Source organism: Cylindrospermopsis raciborskii Cr2010 (genome assembly GCF_003367075.2).
GTDB lineage: Bacteria > Cyanobacteriota > Cyanobacteriia > Cyanobacteriales > Nostocaceae > Raphidiopsis > Raphidiopsis raciborskii.
This window is the reverse complement of sequence record NZ_CP065936.1, coordinates 1,242,528-1,263,426: the sequence shown is the minus strand read 5'-3', so window position 1 is coordinate 1,263,426 and position 20,899 is coordinate 1,242,528. Positions and strand designations below refer to the sequence as shown.

The window sequence follows — 20,899 nt, the reverse complement described above, 5'->3', positions numbered from 1 at the left end:
TAGCATCTAGCAAAAAGGAGAGACCCTACAAGATTGCTAAGCTCCAGTTTCTAAGGTGGAAGTAGACAAAATTAAAGTTTCTCTTATTTTACCTCTAAGCAGAGGTAATTGTTGATTGAACCAGATTGATTCTAACAAACAAAAAATGCCACATCCAATAACTGTGTTTGGGGCACCTATGTTTTGTGCTAAACTGCCAACAATCAAGTTACCTAGGGGTAAAGTGCCAATTATGGCTAAGGAGTATAAACTCATTACCCTACCCCGTTTATCATCTTCTACTAGTGTTTGAATAATTGTATTGCCACAGGAAACCTGCAACATACCACTACCACCAATAACTGTTAAAACTAATAATGATAGCCAGGTCGTTTTGGATAAACCAAAGGCTATTAGTCCAAACCCAATAGCGATTGGACAACTGGCCATTAATTTCTCTAATCCTAATACCTCACGGCGCAAACTTAAATAGACACAAGCCATGAGGGAACCTATGGAACTCGCTGCACTCAACATTCCCATTGTACCCCCATCACCCTGAAGAATATATCCCGCAAATACGGGGAGGATTGCCATGTAGGAAATACCTACTAAACCATGAAAGGTTAATAATATTAGAATTGACCGAATTGCTAGATTTTTAAAAACGTATTCCCATCCTTCTTGTAATTTTTTCCAGGTGTTTGCGGTCTTTCCCCCCTTTACTACTATCTTTGGTCGCAGTTTCATCGCACCTAATGTTATCAGGGCAATGATATAACTTATACTGTCGTATAAAAAACAATATTTGGCTCCTACGCTGGCCAGCAATATCCCACCCACAGCTGGTCCAATTAATAGGGAACTGCTCAACATGGCAGAATAAAGGGCGATCGCATTTCCTAAGTGGTTACGTTCGTCTACGGTATTAATCACTATTGCATAACGAACAGGCATGTCTAAACCTTTTAACATTCCTCCTAAAATGGCTACTGTTATTAGCAACCAAACTTTTATCAATCCTAAAAATGTCAGTGTGGTCAAGGTGGTGGAAACCATTAGGCCTAAAATCTGTACCAGTATGAGCAGCTTTTTCTGATTCCAGCGATCGCATAATACTCCTGAAAATGGGGTGAGGAGTACGGTGGGCAAAAATTGTAAAAATCCTGTTAACCCAAGTAACCAAGAGGATTTGGTCAAGTCATAGATTACCCAAGAAATTGTCACCTGGGTCATGAATGTTCCTGACAAGGACATGGTTTGTCCTGTAAAGAAAAGTCGAAAGTTTCGGGATTTAAATGCTGGTAAATGCTGGTATATCTTTGTTTTTAGCCAAAGGGTCATGATTATCCTCTCTCTTATGTTTTGTTTAGTTCGGGCCAAATTACCATAGTTGCTAAAACTACTAAAATTGTACCTATTCCTCCACCAACTACGCAAAGTATGGGTCCTACTAGAGCAGCTACTAGTCCAGATTCAAAAGCTCCTAGTTCATTTGATGCAGTTATAAATACTGTATTAATGGCTGCCACACGACCTCTTAATTCTTCCGGGGTTTTTAGTTGTACTAAGGTGTGGCGAATGACTACGCTAATAGTATCTAATCCTCCACCAAGAGCTAACATGAGCAGGGATAACCACATCCATTTGGATAGGCCAAAAATAATGGTTGTGACCCCAAAACCAAAAACCGACCATAGTAGGGTAGACCAGGTTTTAGTAATGGGTGGAAGTTGTATCAGCACCGCGCCCATAATTAATGCTCCTATGGCCGGTGCTGCTTGTAAATATCCGAGTTCTACTGGACCTACTTTTAAAATGTCTTTGGCATATATTGGCAATAGTGCTACTGCACCACCAAATAAAACAGCAAATAGATCTAGTGTAATAGCAGCTAATATAATTTGATTCTTCCAAATGAATTCTGCCCCCGCTGCTAAGGATCTCAGGGATATTGGCTCTTTACTGAGATTTCCTTCTGGTGGGTTCATAGCTACTACAGCTATTAGAAATGATAGGGATGCAATTGATGTGAGTATATACACCTGGGTGGCACTATTAAAAATGGCAATAACAAATCCACCTAGAGCTGGTCCAATTACTGATGCTAGTTGAAAGCTACCACTTACCCAGGTGGCAGCATTAGTAAATACTTGTGGAGGTATTAATTGCCACATCATGGCATCGCTGGCAGGTTTGAGGAAGGCTCTGGCTATACCAGTAAGGACTAGGCAAATATAAATCAAAAATACTGGTGCCTGTGTATAAGAGATTATGCCTAATCCCAATGAACAAAGAGCTAAAAGGAGGCTAGCTACTACAGTGGTGCGTTGACGATTATATTTGTCCGCTACGTGTCCAGCTATTAAGGTTAATAATATAACTGGTAATACTTGTGCCAGTCCTACTATACCTAGGGCTAGAGGGGAGTTGGTACGTTCATACAGTTCCCAACCTAGGGCTACTGTTTGCATTTGGTTACCTGTAAATAACAGAATCCTTCCTATGGTAAATAATCGGTAGTCTCTAAATCTTAGCGCAGCAAATGGGTCATGGATGCTACTATGGTCAGTGGTTAGATTCGGTTTTTTCAAAGACATTTTTTAGCAAAGTAAGACTTGTTTCAATTTGTAATAGTTCTTCCGAGGTTAGGCTCTCAATAATTTCGGCAATATGAAGGCGAGTTTTTTCCTGAGATTCTTCTAAGAGGGATTTTCCTTGTGTGGTGAGATTTAATACTATTTTTCTTCTTTCCTGGGGGTGATCTGTTCTTTGTACCAGATGGCGTTGTACCAGTCTTTCGATGGTTGTGGAAGCTGTGGCACAGGTAACACCAAGATGCTCTGCTACTGCGGAAAGGGAAGTTCCCGGGTTACGTTTGAGAAAGGCGAGCGATCGCAGTTGGGGAATGGTGAGGGAATCAGCACTATGATTACGCATGTCACTTCGAATAAACCGCATTAATAGGGGAATGGTTTCCATTACCCTAGCTGCACATTTTTGGGGGGGTTTATCGAAGGACATAGGATGTTTTTCTCCTGGTTACATGACTACTCGTGGATAAAGTCTTCCACAAATAAAGGTTAAGCCTATTAATGTTAACAGAAGAACTGCGCAATCTAACTCAAGTCCATAATTGGTGGTTCCGTTGACTACCATGATTCCCCGTAAAGCATCTACCTGGTAGGTGAGGGGATTGAGGTGGGAAATTATTTTTAACCAATCGGGCATTAGGGAAATTGGGTATATGGCGTTACTAGCAAAAAATAATGGCATGGTAATCAATTGTCCAATACCAGTAAATCTTTCTCTTGATCTAACTAGGCAGCCAATAATCAAGGAGAAGGCGCAAAAACAACCAGCACCCAAGAAAACAACTAGGATAACTTGTAGTAAGGATACAAAGCTATGATTTAAGTTCACTCCTAATAATAAGGCTAGAAGGTAAATGACTATTACTTGAGAACAACAACGGACGCCGCAAGCTAGGCTCTTGCCTAAAACTATGGCAGCACGGGGTATGGGCGCTGCTAAAAATTTATGCACTACTCCTAGATCCCTCTCCCAAATTAAGGTCATACCTCCCGTAAAAATAGCCATAAATAGGCCACTTTGTGCTAGGATACCCGGGGTCATAAAGTCTAGGTAAGCTATATTACCTGTGGGAATAGCACGGGTTCGGGAAAAAACTTGTCCAAAAATGACTAACCATAAGGCAGGTTGTACGGCTCTGAGTAGTAGATCACTGGGGTCGTGACGCAATTTTCTAACTTCTAGTTCGGCAATTACTAGGGTCTTGATGAGGAAGTTTTTGATCCCTAGTAAGATACTGTTTGGTTGGATGGATGGTCTATTATCCCAAGCGTTGGGTTGCACGTCTAGTTCTAGCGGTTTCACTGTAGCTAACTCCTGATATTAGTTGATTCCCTGCGTAATGGATAAATACGTCGTCTAAACTGGCTTGTGGTTTGTTGATGGAGGCTTTTAATTGTGATGGGGAACCAGTGATAATTTCTTTACCCCTGTTCATAATGGCTACGCGATCGCAAAGGGCGTCTGCTTCTTCTAAAAAGTGGGTGGTGAGAAAAATGGTTGTGCCATGTTGTTTCTGGAGCTGTTCCATAAGTTGCCAGACTTGAGACCTGGCTACGGGATCTAATCCTACGGTTGGCTCATCCAGAAATAAAATCTGGGGTTGGTGGAGAATGGCTTGGGCAATTTCTAGTTTGCGAATCATCCCCCCGGAATAGTTTCTCACCATTCGATGGGCTACGTTCTCTAATCCCATAAATTCTAACATTTCTCTGATTCGCTGTTTTCTATGTCGAGTAGGTATATCATAGATTTTGGCAAATATTAATAGGTTTTCATAGCCGGTTAGGGTGCCATCAGCTGATAGGGCTTGTGGCACGTAGCCAACTACTCTCCTGATGGCATTAGGTTGGCGAGTCACATCATAACCGCTTAGGTAGGCCTTACCCCCACTTGCAGGTAATAGGGTGGTGAGGATTTTTATGACTGTGCTTTTACCAGCTCCATTAGGACCTAATAAACCGAATACCTCTCCTGACTTAACGTAAATACTTAGGTCGTCAACTGCTACAAATTTGTCAAAACATCTTCTGAGTTCCAGTGTTTGTAATATTACTTCTGGTAAGTTACCCGATACTAATTCTGGCGTTTCCGTGAGTTTAGCCACCATGAGGAGACCTGCCTTTTTTTTACTGAACTAATATTTAGTTTTTCTAACTGTTAGTACATCATAGTTGTGGTTATAAGTCAAGAAGTTTTCTAAATTTCTCTAAAAATGCGTGCAAATCCTGGGAACCTATTTTTAGTTAGGGGATTTTAATGTTAGGTTGTCTAATTATTAGTTTTTTATTAGTTTTTAATAAAATGTGATGACTGATACATCTTTTTTTTGATGGTTGGGTGTAAACTACTTTTACTCGGTCAAGTTACCGGTATTTAGTTTGATGGTGATGAGGGCTTCAGATTAAATAGCTGTTAAGCTTTGTTAGAAGAGTATATTCATCATTAAAATAGTGAACTTTTTATAAGTGGAAATAGACAGATGGGTGAGAAGCGTAGGTTTCATTTAGGTGCATTTATTCAGGCTACTGGACATCATGTTTCTGCCTGGCGACATCCAGAGGCGCAAATAGATGCTGGTTTAAATTTTTTGCACTATTGGGAAATAACCCGAACTGCGGAAAGGGGACTGCTTGATGCGGTTTTTTTAGCCGATAGCCCTGGAATATGGGGTGGCACACCAGAAACTCAAAAACGGAATGGTAAGTTAGCTCATTTTGAGCCTGTAACTTTATTTTCCGCTTTATCATCGGTAACCAAGAATATTGGCTTTATTGCTACTGCTTCTACTACTTATGAAGATCCTTACAATTTGGCAAGGAAGTTTGCTTCTTTAGACTATTTAAGTAATGGTCGAGCAGGATGGAATGTGGTCACTACCGGTAATGAAAATGCTGCGGCTAATTTTGGGTTGGAATATCATCCGGAACATAGTCAGCGTTATGAGCGAGCAGAAGAGTTTGTGGAGGTAGTTAAGGGTTTGTGGGACAGTTGGGAGGATGATGCGTTTATTCGGGACAGGGAATCGGGGATTTACTTTGATCCGGATAAGTTACATATCCTCAATCATCAGGGTAAATATTTTTCGGTTAAGGGTCCGTTGAATGTGGGTCGTCCTCCTCAGGGATATCCCGTAATAGTGCAAGCTGGTGCTTCGGAAGCGGGAAGGGAGTTAGCTGCTCGCACTGCTGAGGTGATTTTTACTGCTAATCAAACTTTGAGTGATGCTCAGGAGTTTTACTCTGATATTAAGGGTAGGTTAGGAAAATACGGACGTTCCTTTGAGGATCTGAAAATTATGCCCGGTGCTTTTCCGGTTATTGGGAGAACGGAGGAAGAAGCTCAGGAGAAGTATGAGTTTATTCAGTCGCTAATTCATCCGGATGTGGCTTGGGGAATTTTAAAAACCTATTACAAGGGGGTGGATTTGTCTGGTTATTCTCTGGATGATATTGCTCCTGAGTTGCCCAGTGAGACAAACAATAATAAGAGTCGTCTGAAATTGGTTCAGGATTTAGCTCATCGAGGGAGTTTGACCCTGCGTGAACTTTATCTTGCTTTGGCAACAGCTAGAGGACACCGCACTATTATTGGCACTCCTGAAAGTATTGCTGACCAATTAGAGGAGTGGTTTAACAGTGGTGCTGCAGATGGCTTCAATATTATGCCGCCAATTCTTCCTACCGGATTGGATGATTTTGTTGATTTAGTGGTTCCTATTCTCCAGAAACGCGGACTCTTCCGTACTGAGTACGAGGGCAATACCCTCCGCGAAAATCTGGGTTTACGTCGTCCACCTAATCAATTTGCCGCTAAGAAAGATTCTCAAGCGTTGGTTTTGGCTTAGTTAGGTCTTTTCCGCTATTCATAAATTATTAACCAGTTTGTAACCAATTTGTTTCAGGAGAAAATATGGCTGAATATAGCAAACGTAAAAGCTCTCGCTCCGCTGCGATTAAGTCTAAGCTCAATTATCCTGTAATCGATACTGATGTTCATACCAATGATTTTACCCCTGCTTTAGAAGATTATATTGCTAACTATGGGGGATCAAGATTGGTAGATTCACTACGTAAAGCAGAATCTTCCCGCCTCAATTCTAAGGCTAAGGGTAAAGACTGGTATGAACAAACACAGGAAGAACGTCAATATTATCGTACTATTCGCTCTCCCTGGTGGGCAAGAGTAACCCGCAATACCTTAGATTTAGCTACGTATACTTTGCCGGAATTGTTTTATGAGCGCCAAGCAGAGCAAGGATCTGATTATTCCGTACTCTTCCCTAATAATGTTTTAGCACCCGCAGGTGCTAGTAATGATACTCGTCAAGCACTACAGCGGGCAATTAATCATTATCATGCCGATTTATATCGCAAATATAGCGATCGCCTGACGGTGGTGGCGGGAATTCCCATGAACACCCCTCAAGAAGCGATTGAGGAACTGGAATTTGCCGTAAAAACTCTGGGTTTGAAGGTGGCTAATATTCCTGGTGGTGTGAAAAGACCTATTCGGGCGATCGCGGATAAGTATCCGGCTGAGGAATATCCGGAAATTGCCAGATATGCGTCTTATATTGATTTTTATGGCATAGACAGTGAATATGACTATGATCCTTTTTGGGCGAAGGTGGTTGAGTTAGGAGTACCTGTAACTACTCATTATGGTAGTCAGGGGTGGACAGGTCGTTCTTCCATCAGTAATTATATGAACAACCATATTGGTCATTTTGCTGATGGTTCTCAGGCGTTTGCTAAGGCCCTATTTTTTGGTGGTGTAACTAAGCGTTTTCCTAAATTGCGTGTGGGGATGTTAGAAGGTGGAGCAGATTGGGGCGCTCATGTTTATATTCATCTGGTGGATCGTTTTTCTAAGCGTAGTTTGAATGGGTTACAAAACTATAACCCGGACCTGGCTAATAGTCATGAGTTGTATGAGCTGTTCTTGAAATTTGGTGCAGAATTACTGGAGGGATATTCTCTGAGTAAAGAGGAGCTAACTCGAAGTGTTTTGGGATCTTCTTTTACTCGTTTTAGTCGTTCCCCTGTGGGCAGTGAGTTAGAAGATTTTGCTGCTGCGGGGATTGAATCTATTGAGGATATACGCGATCGATGGGTAAACAGTTTCTTCTTTGGTTCCGAGTCGGATGACCGGACTATTGCCAGTGCATTCAATAATCGAGCTAATCCCTTAAATGTAAAAATCAACGCTATTTATTCTTCTGATGTGGGTCATTGGGATGTGCCTGATTTAACAGATCCTTTAGCGGAAAGCTGGGATTTGGTTCAGGAGGGTGTGCTTTCTGAGGATGATTTCCAAGCCTATGTGTTTGGTAATCCTTATAAGTTCTATACGGAAGCTAATCCCGATTTCTTCCAGGGTACGGTAATTGAATCTAAGGTAGCTAGGTCTTTAAAGGTAGAAAGTCTGGAGCAAAATTTGGTGTCAGTATAAAGACGGTTTTGATGATTTGGGGGGTTGAACGGTAGAACTCTCTGGCTTTTGGCCAGAGATATTTTTATTGCTGGTGTTGGTTTGTAAGAGATAGATGTTAATGTTCAAAAATGTAAGACCTTGGCAGTCTTTTCAGCGTGCATCTGAAGCACCTAATTTGCCTAATACACCATTCCGGTTTGTTTGTTATTTTGTGAACCAGTTTCGCTGGTGGTATGTGGCAATGGTGGTGTCTGAAATATTACATGCTACCTGTGGAATTATGTTGCCATACGCTATAGGAGAGATAATTCGTACTGTGACAGTAGCTCATACCAATAGTGGAGAAATTTTTGCAGCTATTAAACAACCTTTAACTTTATTTACTTTTCTTATTATTGGTGAGGTAGTTTTTGGGCGTGCTGCGGGTTTATTACAAACTATTCTGCATCCTATTCATCGTCAGCATATTGTCCGCTCACTGTACGCCTATTTGCAATATCATTCCCATCGTTATTTAAGTAGTAGTTTTGCGGGAGCATTAGCACATCGTATTGGTGAAACATCTTTAGGTGTTACTCAAACAATGCAAATGCTGATTACTGAGTTTATGTCTTTAATAATTGTGTATGTGGTATCCACAATTTTGCTTTATCGTACCTATCCTCCCTTAGCAGCATTAGTTGGTACGTGGGCAGTTTTGTTTATTACTATTTCTTTTTGGTTAGCTACTCGTTGTCGAATTTATTCTCGCAGGGCAGCAGCGGCTAGAAGTGACACTACAGGTATTATTGTTGATGCTGTAACAAATCTTAGTAGCACTAGGTTATTTGCTCGTTTGGGCTTTGAAAGGGAATATTTAAATGAGCGATTAAGGTATGAACTTAAGGAGGTAAGGAGAGCTAATTGGTATTCGGAGAGAATTCGTTGGTTTCAATTTATTTCTGCTGCTATTCTTAAAGTTAGTACTTTGTATTATTCTATATTTTTGTGGAGTGGGGGATTAATTACAGCAGCGGATTTTGTGGTAGCAACGAGTTTGTCGTTGTTAATTATTAGTGAAGCGAAGAACTTAAGTCGCAGGTTTATTGAATTTTTTGAACACATTGGTAATATAGCTAATGGAGTTCATATAATAGTTCAACCTCATGAGTTAATTGATAAGGAGCATGCTCTTGCTCACCAATTTTTTCAAGGAAGGATTGAGTTTCGCCAGGTTAACTTTAGTTATTCTCGGGAGAAAAAGGTTTTTGAAAATCTTTCCGTGGCAATTGAACCGGGTCAGCGGGTGGGCTTAGTGGGATTTTCTGGGTCTGGTAAATCCACTTTTGTGAATTTAATTTTGCGGTTGTTTGACCCTCAATCAGGAAAAATTCTTATTGATGGGGTGGATATTAGGGAAATGACTCAGGATTCTCTCCATTCTCAGATTAGTTTAATTCCTCAGGATCCTTCTTTGTTCCATCGCACTTTACTGGAAAATATTCGTTATGGTCGTTTAGAAGCTGAAGATGAAGATGTGAAAATAGCCGCAATCAAGGCTTATGCCCATGATTTTATTGCTCAAATGAATAATGGTTATAATTCTTTAGTGGGAGAACGAGGAGTGAAGTTATCTGGAGGACAAAGACAGAGGATTGCTATTGCTAGGGTTATTTTAAAGGATGCACCAATTTTGATTTTAGATGAGGCAACTTCTAGTTTGGATTCTATTACTGAAAAGGCAATTCAGGAAACTTTGGATCTGGCAATGAATGATAAGACAGTGATTGTGGTGGCCCATCGTTTGTCTACCATTTCTCATTTAGATCGTATTTTGGTATTTGACAGGGGTCGTATTGTTGAGGACGGTTCTCATGATGATTTGCTGGCATTGGGTGGAACCTATTACAAACTATGGAAAATGCAGGCGGGTGGATTTTTACCTGAGGAAGCTAAAGTTGGTGTAGGAAGTTAATTACTAGTTTATTGACTTCTATTGAGTCAGTAAGGAAAGCATCATGACCGTAAATGGATTTTAAATATACTAGTTGACTGTTGGGAATTAAATTTGCTATTTCTTCTTGCTCTCTTGGGGGATATAATATATCGGAGCTAATGGCAATAATCATGGTAGGTTGTTTGATGCTTTGCAGGGTTAATTCGTAATTCCCCCCCTGGGTAATGTCATGGTTATCCATTGCTTTAGTTAAGGTAATATAGGTGTTGGCATCAAATCTCTCTATTAATCTTTGACCATGATATTTTAAGTATTTGGCTATGACAAATTGGCCTGTTTCTTCATCCCAGTTTCTGGCAAATCTTTCGCTAAAGCTCTGCCATGACCTATAGCTACTCATGGCCATCATTCGGGCTATGGCTAATCCCTGTTTGGGAGCTTTTTCTAGGGTGTAATTGCCTCCTTGCCAATTAGGATCAGCATATATAGCTTGTCTCTGAGCTTCGCTTAAACCAATACACCAGGCTGAGTGTCTACCAGAAGTGGCCATAGGTGCGATCGCCCTTACTATATGTGGATATTGTAGTGCCCACTCTAAGACTTGCATTCCCCCTAGGGATCCACCAATTACTAAGGCTAGGGATTTAATTCCTAAGTATGCGACTAAATGGGCTTGCAAGTGGACCATATCCCTGATTGTAATCTCTGGAAATGTGGCACCATAGGCAAATCCTGTATGGGGATTAATGCTCATTGAACCTGTAGTGCCATAACAACTACCTAATACATTACTGCATACAATAAAGTATTTGTTGGTGTCTAACGCTTTATTTGCACCTAATAAATCTTTCCACCAAGTATCTGCATCAGCTGAACCTGTTAAGGCGTGACAGATGAGAATACCATTATCACCTTCTGAGTTTAGTTTTCCCCAGGTGCGATATGCTAACTGAACTTTTTGTAATACTTCTCCTTTTTCCAGTGCATAGGGTTTATGTAGATGATAATATTGGGTTTGTGGGGAAATTAGGTGGTGATAGTTCATACAAATGCTTGAGCAAAGTCTTCTTTAATATCTTCAATATGTTCAATTCCTACAGATACCCGAATTAAGTCTGGGGTGACACCAGCTGAAAGTTGTTCAAGGTCACTAAGTTGCTGGTGGGTTGTGGAAGCAGGATGAATAACTAGGGTCTTGGCATCCCCAACATTGGCCAGATGGCTAGCTAATTTCAGCCGATTAATAAAATTTTTGCCTGCTTCCAGTCCACCTTTTATGCCAAAGTTTAATACTCCGCCAAATCCATGTTTTAAATATTTCTTGGCTCGCTCGTGATAGGGATGATTAGGTAGTCCTGGATAGTTGACCCATTCTACCTGCGGTTGTTTCTCTAACCACTCAGCTAGTTCTAGGGCATTGTGCAGATGACGATCTACACGCAATGACAATGTTTCTAGTCCCTGTAATAACAAAAAAGCATTAAATGGACTTAAACTAGGACCAAAGTCTCTTAGTCCTTCGACCCTGGCCCGAATAATAAAGGCTATATTACCAAAAGGACTACCAGGGCCAAATATTTCTTGAAAATTCAGCCCATGATAACCCGGTGATGGATCGGTAAAAATGGGGAATTTGCCCCTACCCCAATCAAATTTCCCGGAGTCAATAATTACACCCCCTATGGAATTACCATGACCACCTATCCATTTAGTTGCTGATTCAACTACAATATCCGCTCCATATTCAATGGGTCTGGCTATGTATCCCGCAGCTCCAAAGGTGTTATCAACTATTAGGGGTATGCCATGCTCATGGGCAATTTCCGCCAGAGATGTAAAATCCGGTATGTTGAATTGTGGGTTGCCAATGGTTTCCACATACAATGCTTTCGTCTGATTGTCAATTGCCCGACGAAAATTTTCTACCTCATCTCCCTCTACAAATTTGACATTTATTCCTAAACGCGGTAAGGCAACTTTAAATTGGTTATAGGTTCCTCCGTATAAAAAGCTGGTGGAAACTATGTTTTCCCCCGCTTGGGCAATGGTGCTAATAGCTAAAAACTGTGCTGCTTGACCACTGGAAGTGGCTAAAGCTGCTACACCTCCTTCTAAAGCAGCAATCCTCTTTTCAAATACATCTGTTGTCGGATTCATAATCCGAGTGTAAATATTGCCAAATTCCTGTAAGGCAAACAATCTGGCCCCATGCTCTGTATCATTAAATACATAAGATGTGGTTTGGTAAATGGGAACCGCACGGGCATTAGTTCCTGGAGCTGGTTCCTGTCCAGCATGAATTTGTAAGGTTTCAAATCTATATTTCTCTGACATATTTTATACTCTTTTTTGAGATTTTTACTTGATTGCCCCTAATTTAGTTTGGGGGAAAGTGAACTTAATAATCAAGAAAGTACCTAATAGGGCAAAAATAATCCACAGCCAACCGTGTAAGCTGGTGGAAGCAATGCCACTGAAAAAGGCACCAATATTACATCCAAAAGCAGCAAAAGCTCCGAAACCCATGATTAGTCCACCCACTGCTTTAGAAAGGAGTGTTGAGGGGTTAGTTGCCGTTTGTGGTATTAATTTACCAGCTAAACCAGCTGCCAATAATGCACCTAGAATCAAACCTAGGTTCATGATTGAGGTGGTATCCGCTAGGACTGAACTGGAAAGTGCTGGATCCCCATCCCAAAATTTGCTACTGGATGGGTTCCAGCCCAAAAACATGGCAATTTTAGCCATCCACAATGCAAACCCCCAGGTGATTCGCCAGGGTTGTCCAGAAATTACTAGGGTTAACCAGTTTAGTAACCCTAAAATAATCCCTCCCGTAAATATCGACCATGGATTGTATAAAAAATTTCTCCAGCTGCTATTTTTTGGCGAGGTGGGACTGTTTTTAGTCCAAATACCCACTATTATCGCTAAAAAGAAAAAAATGATTAGTTGGACAATTACTGCATTCTTCCAACCAATGGTTTCACCTAAGACTATGGGGGGGATTTGCGGTAATCCAGACCAAAGGTCTTGGCTTATGCTGGCACAAAATGACCCCAAACAAAAGGTGATTAGGGTGATGATCATGGTATAATTGCCACTACCTATAGTGTAAAGTGTGCCACAACCACAAGCTCCACCTAATTGCATCCCTATCCCAAAGATAAATGCTCCTATCACTCCTGATATTCCTACAGGGGCGATCGCCACAATTAATTTTTCCGGTTGAGTGTATGTTTTCATCAAAAGTGCCAGTCACAGTTTACTCATGGGCTAACAATAACCACTTAGGGAGGCGGCGAACCACCCCCCAAACCGTTAAGCTATTGCTAATCAAGTCCTAGACGGGTTTTCGCCTTTATCATCTGATGGTTGACCTTTTTTAGTTCTGGTACAAGCCATTAAATCGTTTTGTTGAGAAAGGTTTACCGATTGGCTAAATTCAACGATATAACTTAATATTTTCTGCTACCCAGTTAGGACTAACAAACTGGATCCTGCTGTTAGTAACATTTCCCCATGCGGGTAAGTGCAACAGAGGAGTAATTAATAAACATGAGAAGATTGCTAACCCTATAACAAATAGCTTGCTACTTCTGAGTCTTTTCCAAATTGCTTTTTGTCCGCTTATCATAGCTAATTGCCTCCACTTTAGTTTTTAGGAAACTGACAACTTTTGTTCATTAACTTTTACAGAATTAACAAGTCGTACCAACTCTCCTACATTTTCATGTAGTCTCTGGGCTAGCTCTTCTTCTAATTGAATCGAACCCTCTTGGGAAAATTGAATTTGCTTATCTACTGCATATACTGTACTTAAAATATGCCTAGCACCCAGTTCAGATAAAACTGGTTTTAAAGCATATTCAATTGCTAAGAGATGGGCAATAGTACCACCAGTAGCAAAGGGAAGTAGTATCTTACCGCTTAAAGCTTTTTGGGGTAATAGGTCTAAGAAAGACTTGAGTACTCCTGTGTATGCAGCTTTATAAATAGGGGTGGCAATTATGATACCACTAGCCTGCTGTATCAGCTCTTTGGGCTTTTCCAGTGCAGGACTGTTATAGCGCCCGTAAACTAAATCCTCAGCAGGCAAATCCCGGACAGAAATAATAGTTGTTTCCAAACCTTGTTCAGAAATTAACTGAGTAGCATACTCTAAAATCCCGTATGTTCTAGAAGGATGAGCAGGACTACCAGCAATAGCTAACACATCAGCCATATTACCAAAGCCTCAAAAAAGGTAGATTAAAAGTGCCTTGCTTGCACCTTATTTATGCACTTGTAAGTTAATTATACCCAGAAGTGTTGAATGTTAAGAAAGTTGTGATAAAAATTGCCCAAAATATATTAAAATTTGGGCAACCCATATCAAAATATTGATTTGATAATGATCATAAATTCATTCCCCAAGATTGTCAAGGACATCCTCAGACTGTTACCAAAAAATGATTATCCAGTTTTGAACAGCCGTCTTTATGTTGAGTGTTGGTTGGCTTATGCCTTGGATAATAGTTTAACAAGTATGCGGGACTTATTTACAAGATTAAACCCAATAATATTTACAATCCTTCCATCACTTTGCTGTTTGAAGTAGGGAACTACCAATCTTACAAAACGAATGTATCCTAAAACTTTCAAGTGCCAAGCATCTAAAAATACTTGATCATCAAGATCTAAAAATGATCCAGCACGAGCTGACCCTGCATTATTAATCAGATCTAATCAAGTATTGATGACTACAAAAACTATGTTAGCTACGAATAAAAAAGTAAATAGTCATGCTGAACCCAGTAACGATAACAATTGTTTTAACGAAACTGGGTTTCAACTTATAAGCGTAATGAGCACACAAGTAACCACCTAGGGAACCGCCGATAGCCATTAGTATAGTTTGATGCCAGGCAATCATTCCAGCATACATAAAGGGAAAGATGGCAATACCATTGATACAACTACCGAGAAAGGCTTTAAAAGCATTCATAGAGTGAATATTTTTAATACCTAAAAAACTTAAAGTTGCTAACATTAAAATCCCCAGACCTGCACCAAAAAAACCACCGTAAACGGAAATTGCTAGTTGAGCAATTACCAGAACCCACAAAGGGGCGGTTGGGGTATCCAAGGATCTTTGATTTTGCACCTGTAACCATTTTTGAAATACATCATTAAAGGTGAAAATTAGTGTCGCTGATAGCAATAGATAGGGTAGTAAGTTTTTAAAAACATTTGGTGATGTGTATAACAAAATTACAGATCCAATTACTCCCCCAATCAAACTGGTAACACATAGAACTAAAAATTCTTTCTTTGGTATGCGTAAATTACGCCTATAGGCACCTGCACTAGCCATAGAAGCAATCCATAAAGCAGTATTATTGCTGGCATTGGCAGTGATTGGGGATATACCAACAAATATAAGAGTAGGAAAGGTAATAAAACTACCACCTCCTGCTACAGCATTTAGTGAACCAGCAATAAAGGAAGTAGTAAACAAAAGGAAACTATGAAAAAGGTTGAAATTTTGTAGCATTGACTTAGCGAAATGATTTATGAACTGAAATGAAACCGTACTTTGGCATATTTTCAGATCCTTTGGGGATAAAAATTGAGTTTTGGCAAAAATTCTGACATTAAGACTTGTTTTTTTAGTGGAGGTATGAAACAATCCAATAATACTATAATTCGATTGACATACCGTACTTATCCAAAATAAATAATTATGGTAGGGGTTGCTGAAGCTTGTGGTTTTTGTCGCCAAGAAAACAAAACCTATATTAATCGGATTTAAAACATAAAACAATGGTTAAAATATCCTCTGTTGGAATTAAAGACGTTTTTTCTGGGCATACTGTCAAACGGGAAGTCCAGAAGATAATTTGATAAATTTTGGACATAATCATGATTACAAATTTGGCTCATCAATGATGTCTAATTTGGTTCGGCGAGTGATGCTTATGCTTACAGGGTAGTTAACTTTTGTGATTTAGAAACGAAAACAGAATTTCGCTTAGTCACGAATTTACCTGCAGATGGAGAAGCAGCAGTTACAGATGATGAAATCAGAGATATTTATCGTTTACGGTGGGGAGTTGAACTGTTATAGAAGTTTTTAAAAATGCACCTAAAATTGGATAAATTAATTACGAAAAACGTTAATGGCATTGGCATACAAATTTATGCCAGTCTCATCGCTTATCTAATTTTACAACTTGTATCCGTTCCCAATGAATGGGGTGAAAAAATGTTAGATAAGTTCCGCTATCTTCAAGCTTGTATGTGTCAACAAATCAGTTATGTTCATTGGATGGAAGATATTATGAGATGTTGACATTTTCACCTTTGATAGGAGTACTATATCTAACTATGTAAAGTTTTGTAACGACATTCAACATTTCTGCAATCAATGGCGTTGCATAATAGAGGTATGAATTGAGGTAATCTACTGTGCATTGTCCAAACTGCGGGTCTTCCAAAATCAGAAAGAATGGCAAACGTCGAGGTAAACAAAATCACATTTGTGTTGATTGTGGTCGTCAATTTATCGATGTCTATAGTCCACCTAAAGGCTATTCAGAAGAAGTTAAACAAAGTTGCCTGCGCTCTTATGTTAACGGTATGGGATTTAGAGCAATTGAACGCGATAAAGGCGTTCATCATACAACTATTATTTACTGGCTAAAACAAATTGGTTCCATACTTCCAGATGCTCCACCAGTTGAGGAAACACCCTTGGTAGGTGAGCTTGATGAGTTGGAGACCTTTGTGGGATCAAAAAAAAACAAAATATGGTTGTGGACAGCAGTAAATCACTTCCGTAAAAATATCCTGGCTTGGGTTGTGGGAGACCACAGCTCACAAGCATTTCAACCTTTGTGGGACATCGTTAAACTCTGGCAATGCTTTTTTTATGTTACTGATGGGTGGAGGGTTTATCCGAGTTTTATTCAGCCAGAGGATCATATTGTGAGCAAAACATATATGACTAGGGTAGAGGGTGAAAATACACGTTTACGTCACTACTTAGCGCGACTACATAGAAAAACGCTATGCTATTCAAAATCTGTAGATATGCTTAGGTATTCAATTAAATTATTACTTCACTATTTAAAGTATGAAGTAATACCCGCGTTTAGTTGATTCATCCCGCAAATATGCAACGCCTCAATTCTCTTTTTTGTTACCAAACTTTACTTTCTCACACTATGTCTCTATTAGAATTAATTTTAGTTATTATGTACTACATCAGAATCCTCTTTGATCTGTCACAGCTTACGGTGCGGAATGTGGGATGAAATCACTAAAGACCTGATAGCATCATCACTGACCCTTCCACCCGCGTTACGAATTACATGAGCATCACCTTCGGTTAATCCAGCAAATTTTGCCGGATCTAAACGGGCATCCATACAGGTCAAAATGGTAAATCTCCGCGCAGGAGGTAAAGGTAAATTGCCTTTATCACCAAATGTTTCAGCATAGTTCTGATTAGCGGTAAGAACTTCTTTCAGTATCTGACTCATGATTATTTTAACCGGTAGCTAAAAATAGTAACCCTTCAGAAAATAGGTATATTGATTAATCAATATACCTATATTTTAGTTGTGACTATAACACAAATTTACCAATAATAGTCTAACCCAAAAACATTAACCTGTAAAGGAAATTAAATCCAATCAGGAAACTGCGATCGCTTGGTTTTGGAAATAAACAGGCTCATTTCCAAGACGCCATTTAATATTGCAACCAATGCTGGGTTTTTGGTTTCGGTTCACCTCTCTATCAGACAAAACAGCATTGATCGCGGCTCGTAAATCCTTCCCATTGACCGGTTCATTATTACCGGGACGACTGTCATCTAATTGCCCGCGATAGCTCAGTTTGCGCTCACCATCAAAGAGAAAGAAATCGGGAGTACAAGCGGCAAAAAAGTCCTTGGCGGTTTTCTGGGTTTCATCAAAAAGTAGAGGATAAGTTAGATCCAATTCTTGGGCGAAGCTTTTTAAAAACTCCGGTGCATCGTCGGGATGACTATTGATATCATTGGCACTAATTGCTACTATTCCCAGATTACTTTGTAAATAATCTTTGCCCAATTGTGCCAACTCTAACTTGATGTGTTGCACAAAGGGACAATGACGACTCAAAAAAATGACTAACAAACCCTTCTTATGGGCAAAATCAGCCAAAGAAACTGTCTTGTTAGAAACCACATCGGGCAAATTAAAATCTGGAGCTAAAGTACCCAACGGTAACATTGTGGAAGCGGTTCTGACCATATAACACCCATCCTAATCCTATGATTGAAATTCATCCGAATACCCATTTTAACATCTGAACTTAAACAGCTACAGGTACCCGTTTGTTATACACAGAAGCATCTCCTTTCACACTTTGACTTTTTTGCCCATCAATGGAAACAGGTGCATCACCTACAATAGTTACCCTTTGCACACGCCGAGGTTGATTACCATAATCTGCTATAGCATAATGTTGGGTAGCCCGGTTATCCCAAAATGCCACATCACCAACTTTCCACCGCCAGCGCACTGTGTTTTCCGGACGTGTTACGTATGACTGCAATAAGCCAATAATATGATCAGACTCAGTTTTCATTAATAATTGCATCTTGGAGATTTTGTTTCAAATCAATTTCCAAAATCTTCGCGCCAATACGTCCTGCAATAGGTTTAATTTTTAAGTGTTGGTAAGTCACCTGTGTCTCCTAGATACTGATAAACACTATTTTAGATTGGTTAGGTTAAGGCAAGTTTGAAACTCTATTACGTATTAAACGCCGACAATTATAATTGTCAACAAGAGTAATAACCTTCCATAAAAATACTAAATTCCAATTGGTATTTAGTAGTATTTCAGAATGTTCTCATAGACCCATTTAAAAAACAAGTATTGACCAATACATTTTTTAATTAACTTTCTAAAGCCATCGCCTATAAAACAATAAAAGCTATTTAATAGCCTTAGTTAGCGATCGCACCGAGTGAGGAAAGTGCGATCGCTTGATTAGTTAATTTCCTATTATGCAATCCAGGTGCAGGACAGCTTAGTAACTACCTCTGGCTCACTTTTCCACAAAACTGTTACACTTTCAAGAATAAGCTTTAATTATACTGATTGAGTAAACTGGTAAATTTTTATGTACAATTACGGACTGTTTACTGAAAAAAGCATAGGGGTAGGCCTGATTGGCACTGGGTATGCAGCCAAACACAGATCTCAAGCAATTAAGCAGGATGAGCGTGCGAATTTGATAGCTATTGCGGGACACTCTCCTGAATCGATAACTGCTTTGGCAAAAAGTTACGAAACCCAAGTAAGCAATTCTTGGGAGGAGTTAGTAGGAAGAGAAGATGTAGATTTAATAGTTATTTCTACAATCAACTCAGATCATGGTAAAATAGCCCGTGCGGCATTGAATAATAACAAACATTTGGTTGTTGAGTATCCTTTGTCGTTAAATCTTAAAGATGCGGAGGAATTAATTGCTTTAGCAAAGGACAAAAAAAGACTGCTCCATGTAGAGCACATTGAACTTCTGAGTGGTTGGCATCAGGTACTCAAAGAAAACTTACCTATGCTGGGACAGTTGTTTTATGTTCGTTACAGCACTATGAAAGCGGAACATCCAGCTCGGAGAAAATGGACTTATAATCATCAATTGTTTGGATTTCCCCTAATGGGCGCATTATCGCGATTACATCGTCTCATTGATGTATTTGGTCAGGTAGTAACAGTGAATTGTCATCAGCGATATTGGGAAACAGAGGAGGAATATTATCAAGGTTGTCTTTGTACAACCCAATTATGTTTTGCCGATGGTTTGTTAGCTCAGGTTATTTATGGCAAAGGTGAAACTATATGGCAATCAGAACGGAAATTAGAAGTCAGTGCTGAAAACGGGGGTTTGATTCTGGATGGGGATAAAGGAATTTTTATAGGATCGGAAGACACAAGGTCAATAGAAATTGCTAATCGTCAGGGATTATTTGCTAGGGATACTAAAATAGTTTTAGATCATATTTTTCATGGTTCCCCTTTATATGTAACTGCAGAACAAAGTTTATACACTTTAAAAATTGCAGATGCAGCTCGTAGAGCAGCTGAGACCGGATTAACAATATTTTTGGATCAAGATTAGTCAAGATTATTAGATGAACACCAAACAAATTATTCTTTTGTCTGCACGAGAAATAGAAAAAATGCGACGTGCTGGAAGTCTAGCAGCTCAGCTATTACAACACCTAGAACCCTTGGTTAAACCTGGTGTAACCACTCAAGAACTGAATGATGAAGCGGAAGCATGGACACAAGCTCATGGAGCCAAGAGCGCACCCTTGGGTTATATGGGCTTTCCTAAATCAATTTGTACTAGTTTAAATGAAGTAATTTGTCATGGCATTCCTAGTTCACAACGGGTTCTCAAGAAGGGTGATATTATTAACATTGATGTAACGCCTGTATTAGATGGTTATCATGGAGATACATCTAAAACCTTTATTGTAGGTGAAGCTAGGCCCATAGCCAAAAAATTGGTAGAGGTGACACAGAAGTGTTTGTATTTAGGTATTGCAGAAATTAGACCTGGTGGGAGAATTGGTGACATTGGTGCTGCTATTCAAGAGCATGCGGAGGGTCATGGGTTTTCGGTGGTGCGGGATTTTGTCGGTCATGGAATTAATAAGATTTTTCATACTGCACCAGACATTCCTCATTTTGGCACTAGGGGGACTGGTAGATTATTAAGACCGGGTATGGTCTTTACCATTGAACCAATGATTAATGAGGGTTCCTATGAGTTTGAGATGTTAGCTGATGGGTGGACTGCTATTACAAGGGATAGAAAACTTTCTGCTCAGTTTGAGCATACTATAGCGGTAACGGAAAATGGGGTGGAGATTCTTACTTTGCCATAGGAATTGGTTGGTTGTTAAA

General features: G+C 39.7%; 20 protein-coding genes and 3 pseudogenes. 8 read left to right on the top strand and 15 right to left on the bottom strand.

Translation table 11 applies throughout. The annotated features are described in order from the left end of the window. Positions 1–36 precede the first annotated feature (36 nt). Genes C6N34_RS05770 through C6N34_RS05750 form a run of 5 tightly spaced genes read right to left on the bottom strand, consistent with a single transcriptional unit; the run spans position 37 to position 4,681 of the window. Complete coding sequence (locus C6N34_RS05770) at positions 37–1,323, bottom strand: MFS transporter (protein ID WP_071985359.1); 1,287 nt, start codon at positions 1,321–1,323, stop codon at positions 37–39. A 14-nt stretch (positions 1,324–1,337) separates the two neighbouring features. After that, the gene (locus tag C6N34_RS05765; RefSeq protein ID WP_057179150.1) at positions 1,338–2,579 is read right to left on the bottom strand and encodes an MFS transporter; all 1,242 of its coding nucleotides are present in this window, start codon (positions 2,577–2,579) and stop codon (positions 1,338–1,340) included. Then, the gene (locus C6N34_RS05760) at positions 2,548–3,003 is read right to left on the bottom strand and encodes a MarR family winged helix-turn-helix transcriptional regulator (protein ID WP_071241770.1); all 456 of its coding nucleotides are present in this window, start codon (positions 3,001–3,003) and stop codon (positions 2,548–2,550) included. Before C6N34_RS05760 ends, C6N34_RS05765 begins: the two co-directional genes overlap by 32 nt. 18 nt (positions 3,004–3,021) lie before the next feature. Continuing rightward, on the bottom strand, positions 3,022–3,876 hold the full coding sequence (locus tag C6N34_RS05755) for an ABC transporter permease (protein ID WP_407928746.1): 855 nt from the start codon (positions 3,874–3,876) through the stop codon (positions 3,022–3,024). Next, on the bottom strand, positions 3,833–4,681 hold the full coding sequence (locus C6N34_RS05750; RefSeq protein WP_006278112.1) for an ATP-binding cassette domain-containing protein: 849 nt from the start codon (positions 4,679–4,681) through the stop codon (positions 3,833–3,835). The genes C6N34_RS05755 and C6N34_RS05750 overlap by 44 nt, the downstream gene beginning before the upstream one ends. A gap of 372 nt (positions 4,682–5,053) precedes the next feature. Between C6N34_RS05750 and C6N34_RS05745 the strand changes: the two genes are divergently transcribed. The 3 genes from C6N34_RS05745 (at position 5,054) to C6N34_RS05735 (ending at position 9,961) form a co-directional block, all read left to right on the top strand. Further along, the gene (locus tag C6N34_RS05745) at positions 5,054–6,418 is read left to right on the top strand and encodes an LLM class flavin-dependent oxidoreductase (protein WP_115538124.1); all 1,365 of its coding nucleotides are present in this window, start codon (positions 5,054–5,056) and stop codon (positions 6,416–6,418) included. A gap of 65 nt (positions 6,419–6,483) precedes the next feature. Then, positions 6,484–8,025: an amidohydrolase family protein gene (locus C6N34_RS05740; RefSeq protein WP_115538123.1), complete on the top strand. Its 1,542-nt coding sequence runs from the start codon at positions 6,484–6,486 to the stop codon at positions 8,023–8,025. 94 nt (positions 8,026–8,119) lie between these two features. Next, a complete protein-coding gene (locus C6N34_RS05735) occupies positions 8,120–9,961 on the top strand; it encodes an ABC transporter ATP-binding protein (RefSeq protein WP_006278109.1) in 1,842 nt (613 codons plus the stop codon). Here the strand turns inward: C6N34_RS05735 and metX are convergent. From metX to ssuE, 5 genes are all read right to left on the bottom strand, one after another. Next, positions 9,939–10,988 (bottom strand): homoserine O-acetyltransferase MetX, encoded by a 1,050-nt coding sequence (metX, locus tag C6N34_RS05730; protein WP_115538122.1) that lies wholly within the window; start codon positions 10,986–10,988, stop codon positions 9,939–9,941. The two genes, C6N34_RS05735 and metX, sit on opposite strands and share 23 nt — an antisense overlap. Next, positions 10,985–12,277: an O-acetylhomoserine aminocarboxypropyltransferase/cysteine synthase family protein gene (locus C6N34_RS05725; protein ID WP_071241775.1), complete on the bottom strand. Its 1,293-nt coding sequence runs from the start codon at positions 12,275–12,277 to the stop codon at positions 10,985–10,987. The genes metX and C6N34_RS05725 overlap by 4 nt, the downstream gene beginning before the upstream one ends. 24 nt (positions 12,278–12,301) lie before the next feature. Beyond that, the gene (locus tag C6N34_RS05720; protein ID WP_236107434.1) at positions 12,302–13,189 is read right to left on the bottom strand and encodes a YeeE/YedE family protein; all 888 of its coding nucleotides are present in this window, start codon (positions 13,187–13,189) and stop codon (positions 12,302–12,304) included. A gap of 199 nt (positions 13,190–13,388) precedes the next feature. Then, entirely contained in the window at positions 13,389–13,580 is a 192-nt protein-coding gene (locus C6N34_RS05715; RefSeq protein WP_057179146.1) for a hypothetical protein, read from the bottom strand. Positions 13,581–13,604: 24 nt separating this feature from the next. Beyond that, positions 13,605–14,168, bottom strand: a complete 564-nt coding sequence (gene ssuE, locus C6N34_RS05710; RefSeq protein WP_057179145.1) for an NADPH-dependent FMN reductase — start codon at positions 14,166–14,168, stop codon at positions 13,605–13,607. 168 nt (positions 14,169–14,336) lie between these two features. On the opposite strand from ssuE, the pseudogene C6N34_RS05705 reads away from it, so the two are divergent. Continuing rightward, positions 14,337–14,498: pseudogene (locus C6N34_RS05705) on the top strand (IS4 family transposase); the annotation flags it as partial. Here C6N34_RS05705 and C6N34_RS05700 read toward each other — a convergent pair. Together C6N34_RS05700 and C6N34_RS05695 are read right to left on the bottom strand one after the other, a co-directional pair. Next, positions 14,444–14,662, bottom strand: a complete 219-nt coding sequence (locus tag C6N34_RS05700) for an SDR family NAD(P)-dependent oxidoreductase (RefSeq protein ID WP_235529026.1) — start codon at positions 14,660–14,662, stop codon at positions 14,444–14,446. The pseudogene C6N34_RS05705 and the gene C6N34_RS05700 overlap by 55 nt on opposite strands. Before the next feature lie 37 nt (positions 14,663–14,699). After that, complete coding sequence (locus C6N34_RS05695; RefSeq protein ID WP_235529025.1) at positions 14,700–15,443, bottom strand: sulfite exporter TauE/SafE family protein; 744 nt, start codon at positions 15,441–15,443, stop codon at positions 14,700–14,702. Positions 15,444–15,804: 361 nt separating this feature from the next. Here C6N34_RS05695 and C6N34_RS05690 point away from each other — a divergent pair. Both C6N34_RS05690 and C6N34_RS05685 read left to right on the top strand, forming a co-directional pair. Continuing rightward, positions 15,805–16,277: pseudogene (locus C6N34_RS05690) on the top strand (transposase); the annotation flags it as partial. A gap of 116 nt (positions 16,278–16,393) precedes the next feature. After that, entirely contained in the window at positions 16,394–17,086 is a 693-nt protein-coding gene (locus C6N34_RS05685; RefSeq protein ID WP_141302948.1) for an IS1 family transposase, read from the top strand. Between the two features lie 125 nt (positions 17,087–17,211). On the opposite strand, the gene C6N34_RS05680 is transcribed toward C6N34_RS05685, so the two are convergent. From C6N34_RS05680 to C6N34_RS05670, 3 genes and pseudogenes are all read right to left on the bottom strand, one after another. Further along, positions 17,212–17,469 (bottom strand): carbonic anhydrase, encoded by a 258-nt coding sequence (locus C6N34_RS05680; RefSeq protein WP_236107432.1) that lies wholly within the window; start codon positions 17,467–17,469, stop codon positions 17,212–17,214. 153 nt (positions 17,470–17,622) lie between these two features. Further along, on the bottom strand, positions 17,623–18,225 hold the full coding sequence (locus tag C6N34_RS05675; RefSeq protein ID WP_057179143.1) for a thioredoxin family protein: 603 nt from the start codon (positions 18,223–18,225) through the stop codon (positions 17,623–17,625). Positions 18,226–18,286: 61 nt separating this feature from the next. Next, a pseudogene (locus C6N34_RS05670) lies at positions 18,287–18,565 on the bottom strand (TauD/TfdA dioxygenase family protein); the annotation flags it as partial. Between the two features lie 538 nt (positions 18,566–19,103). On the opposite strand from C6N34_RS05670, the gene C6N34_RS05665 reads away from it, so the two are divergent. Beyond that, positions 19,104–20,105, top strand: a complete 1,002-nt coding sequence (locus C6N34_RS05665) for a Gfo/Idh/MocA family protein (RefSeq protein WP_115538395.1) — start codon at positions 19,104–19,106, stop codon at positions 20,103–20,105. 13 nt (positions 20,106–20,118) lie between these two features. Continuing rightward, positions 20,119–20,880 carry a type I methionyl aminopeptidase gene (gene map / locus C6N34_RS05660; protein ID WP_057179141.1) on the top strand — a complete coding sequence of 254 codons (762 nt, stop codon included), beginning with the start codon at positions 20,119–20,121 and terminating at the stop codon, positions 20,878–20,880. Positions 20,881–20,899 lie beyond the last annotated feature (19 nt).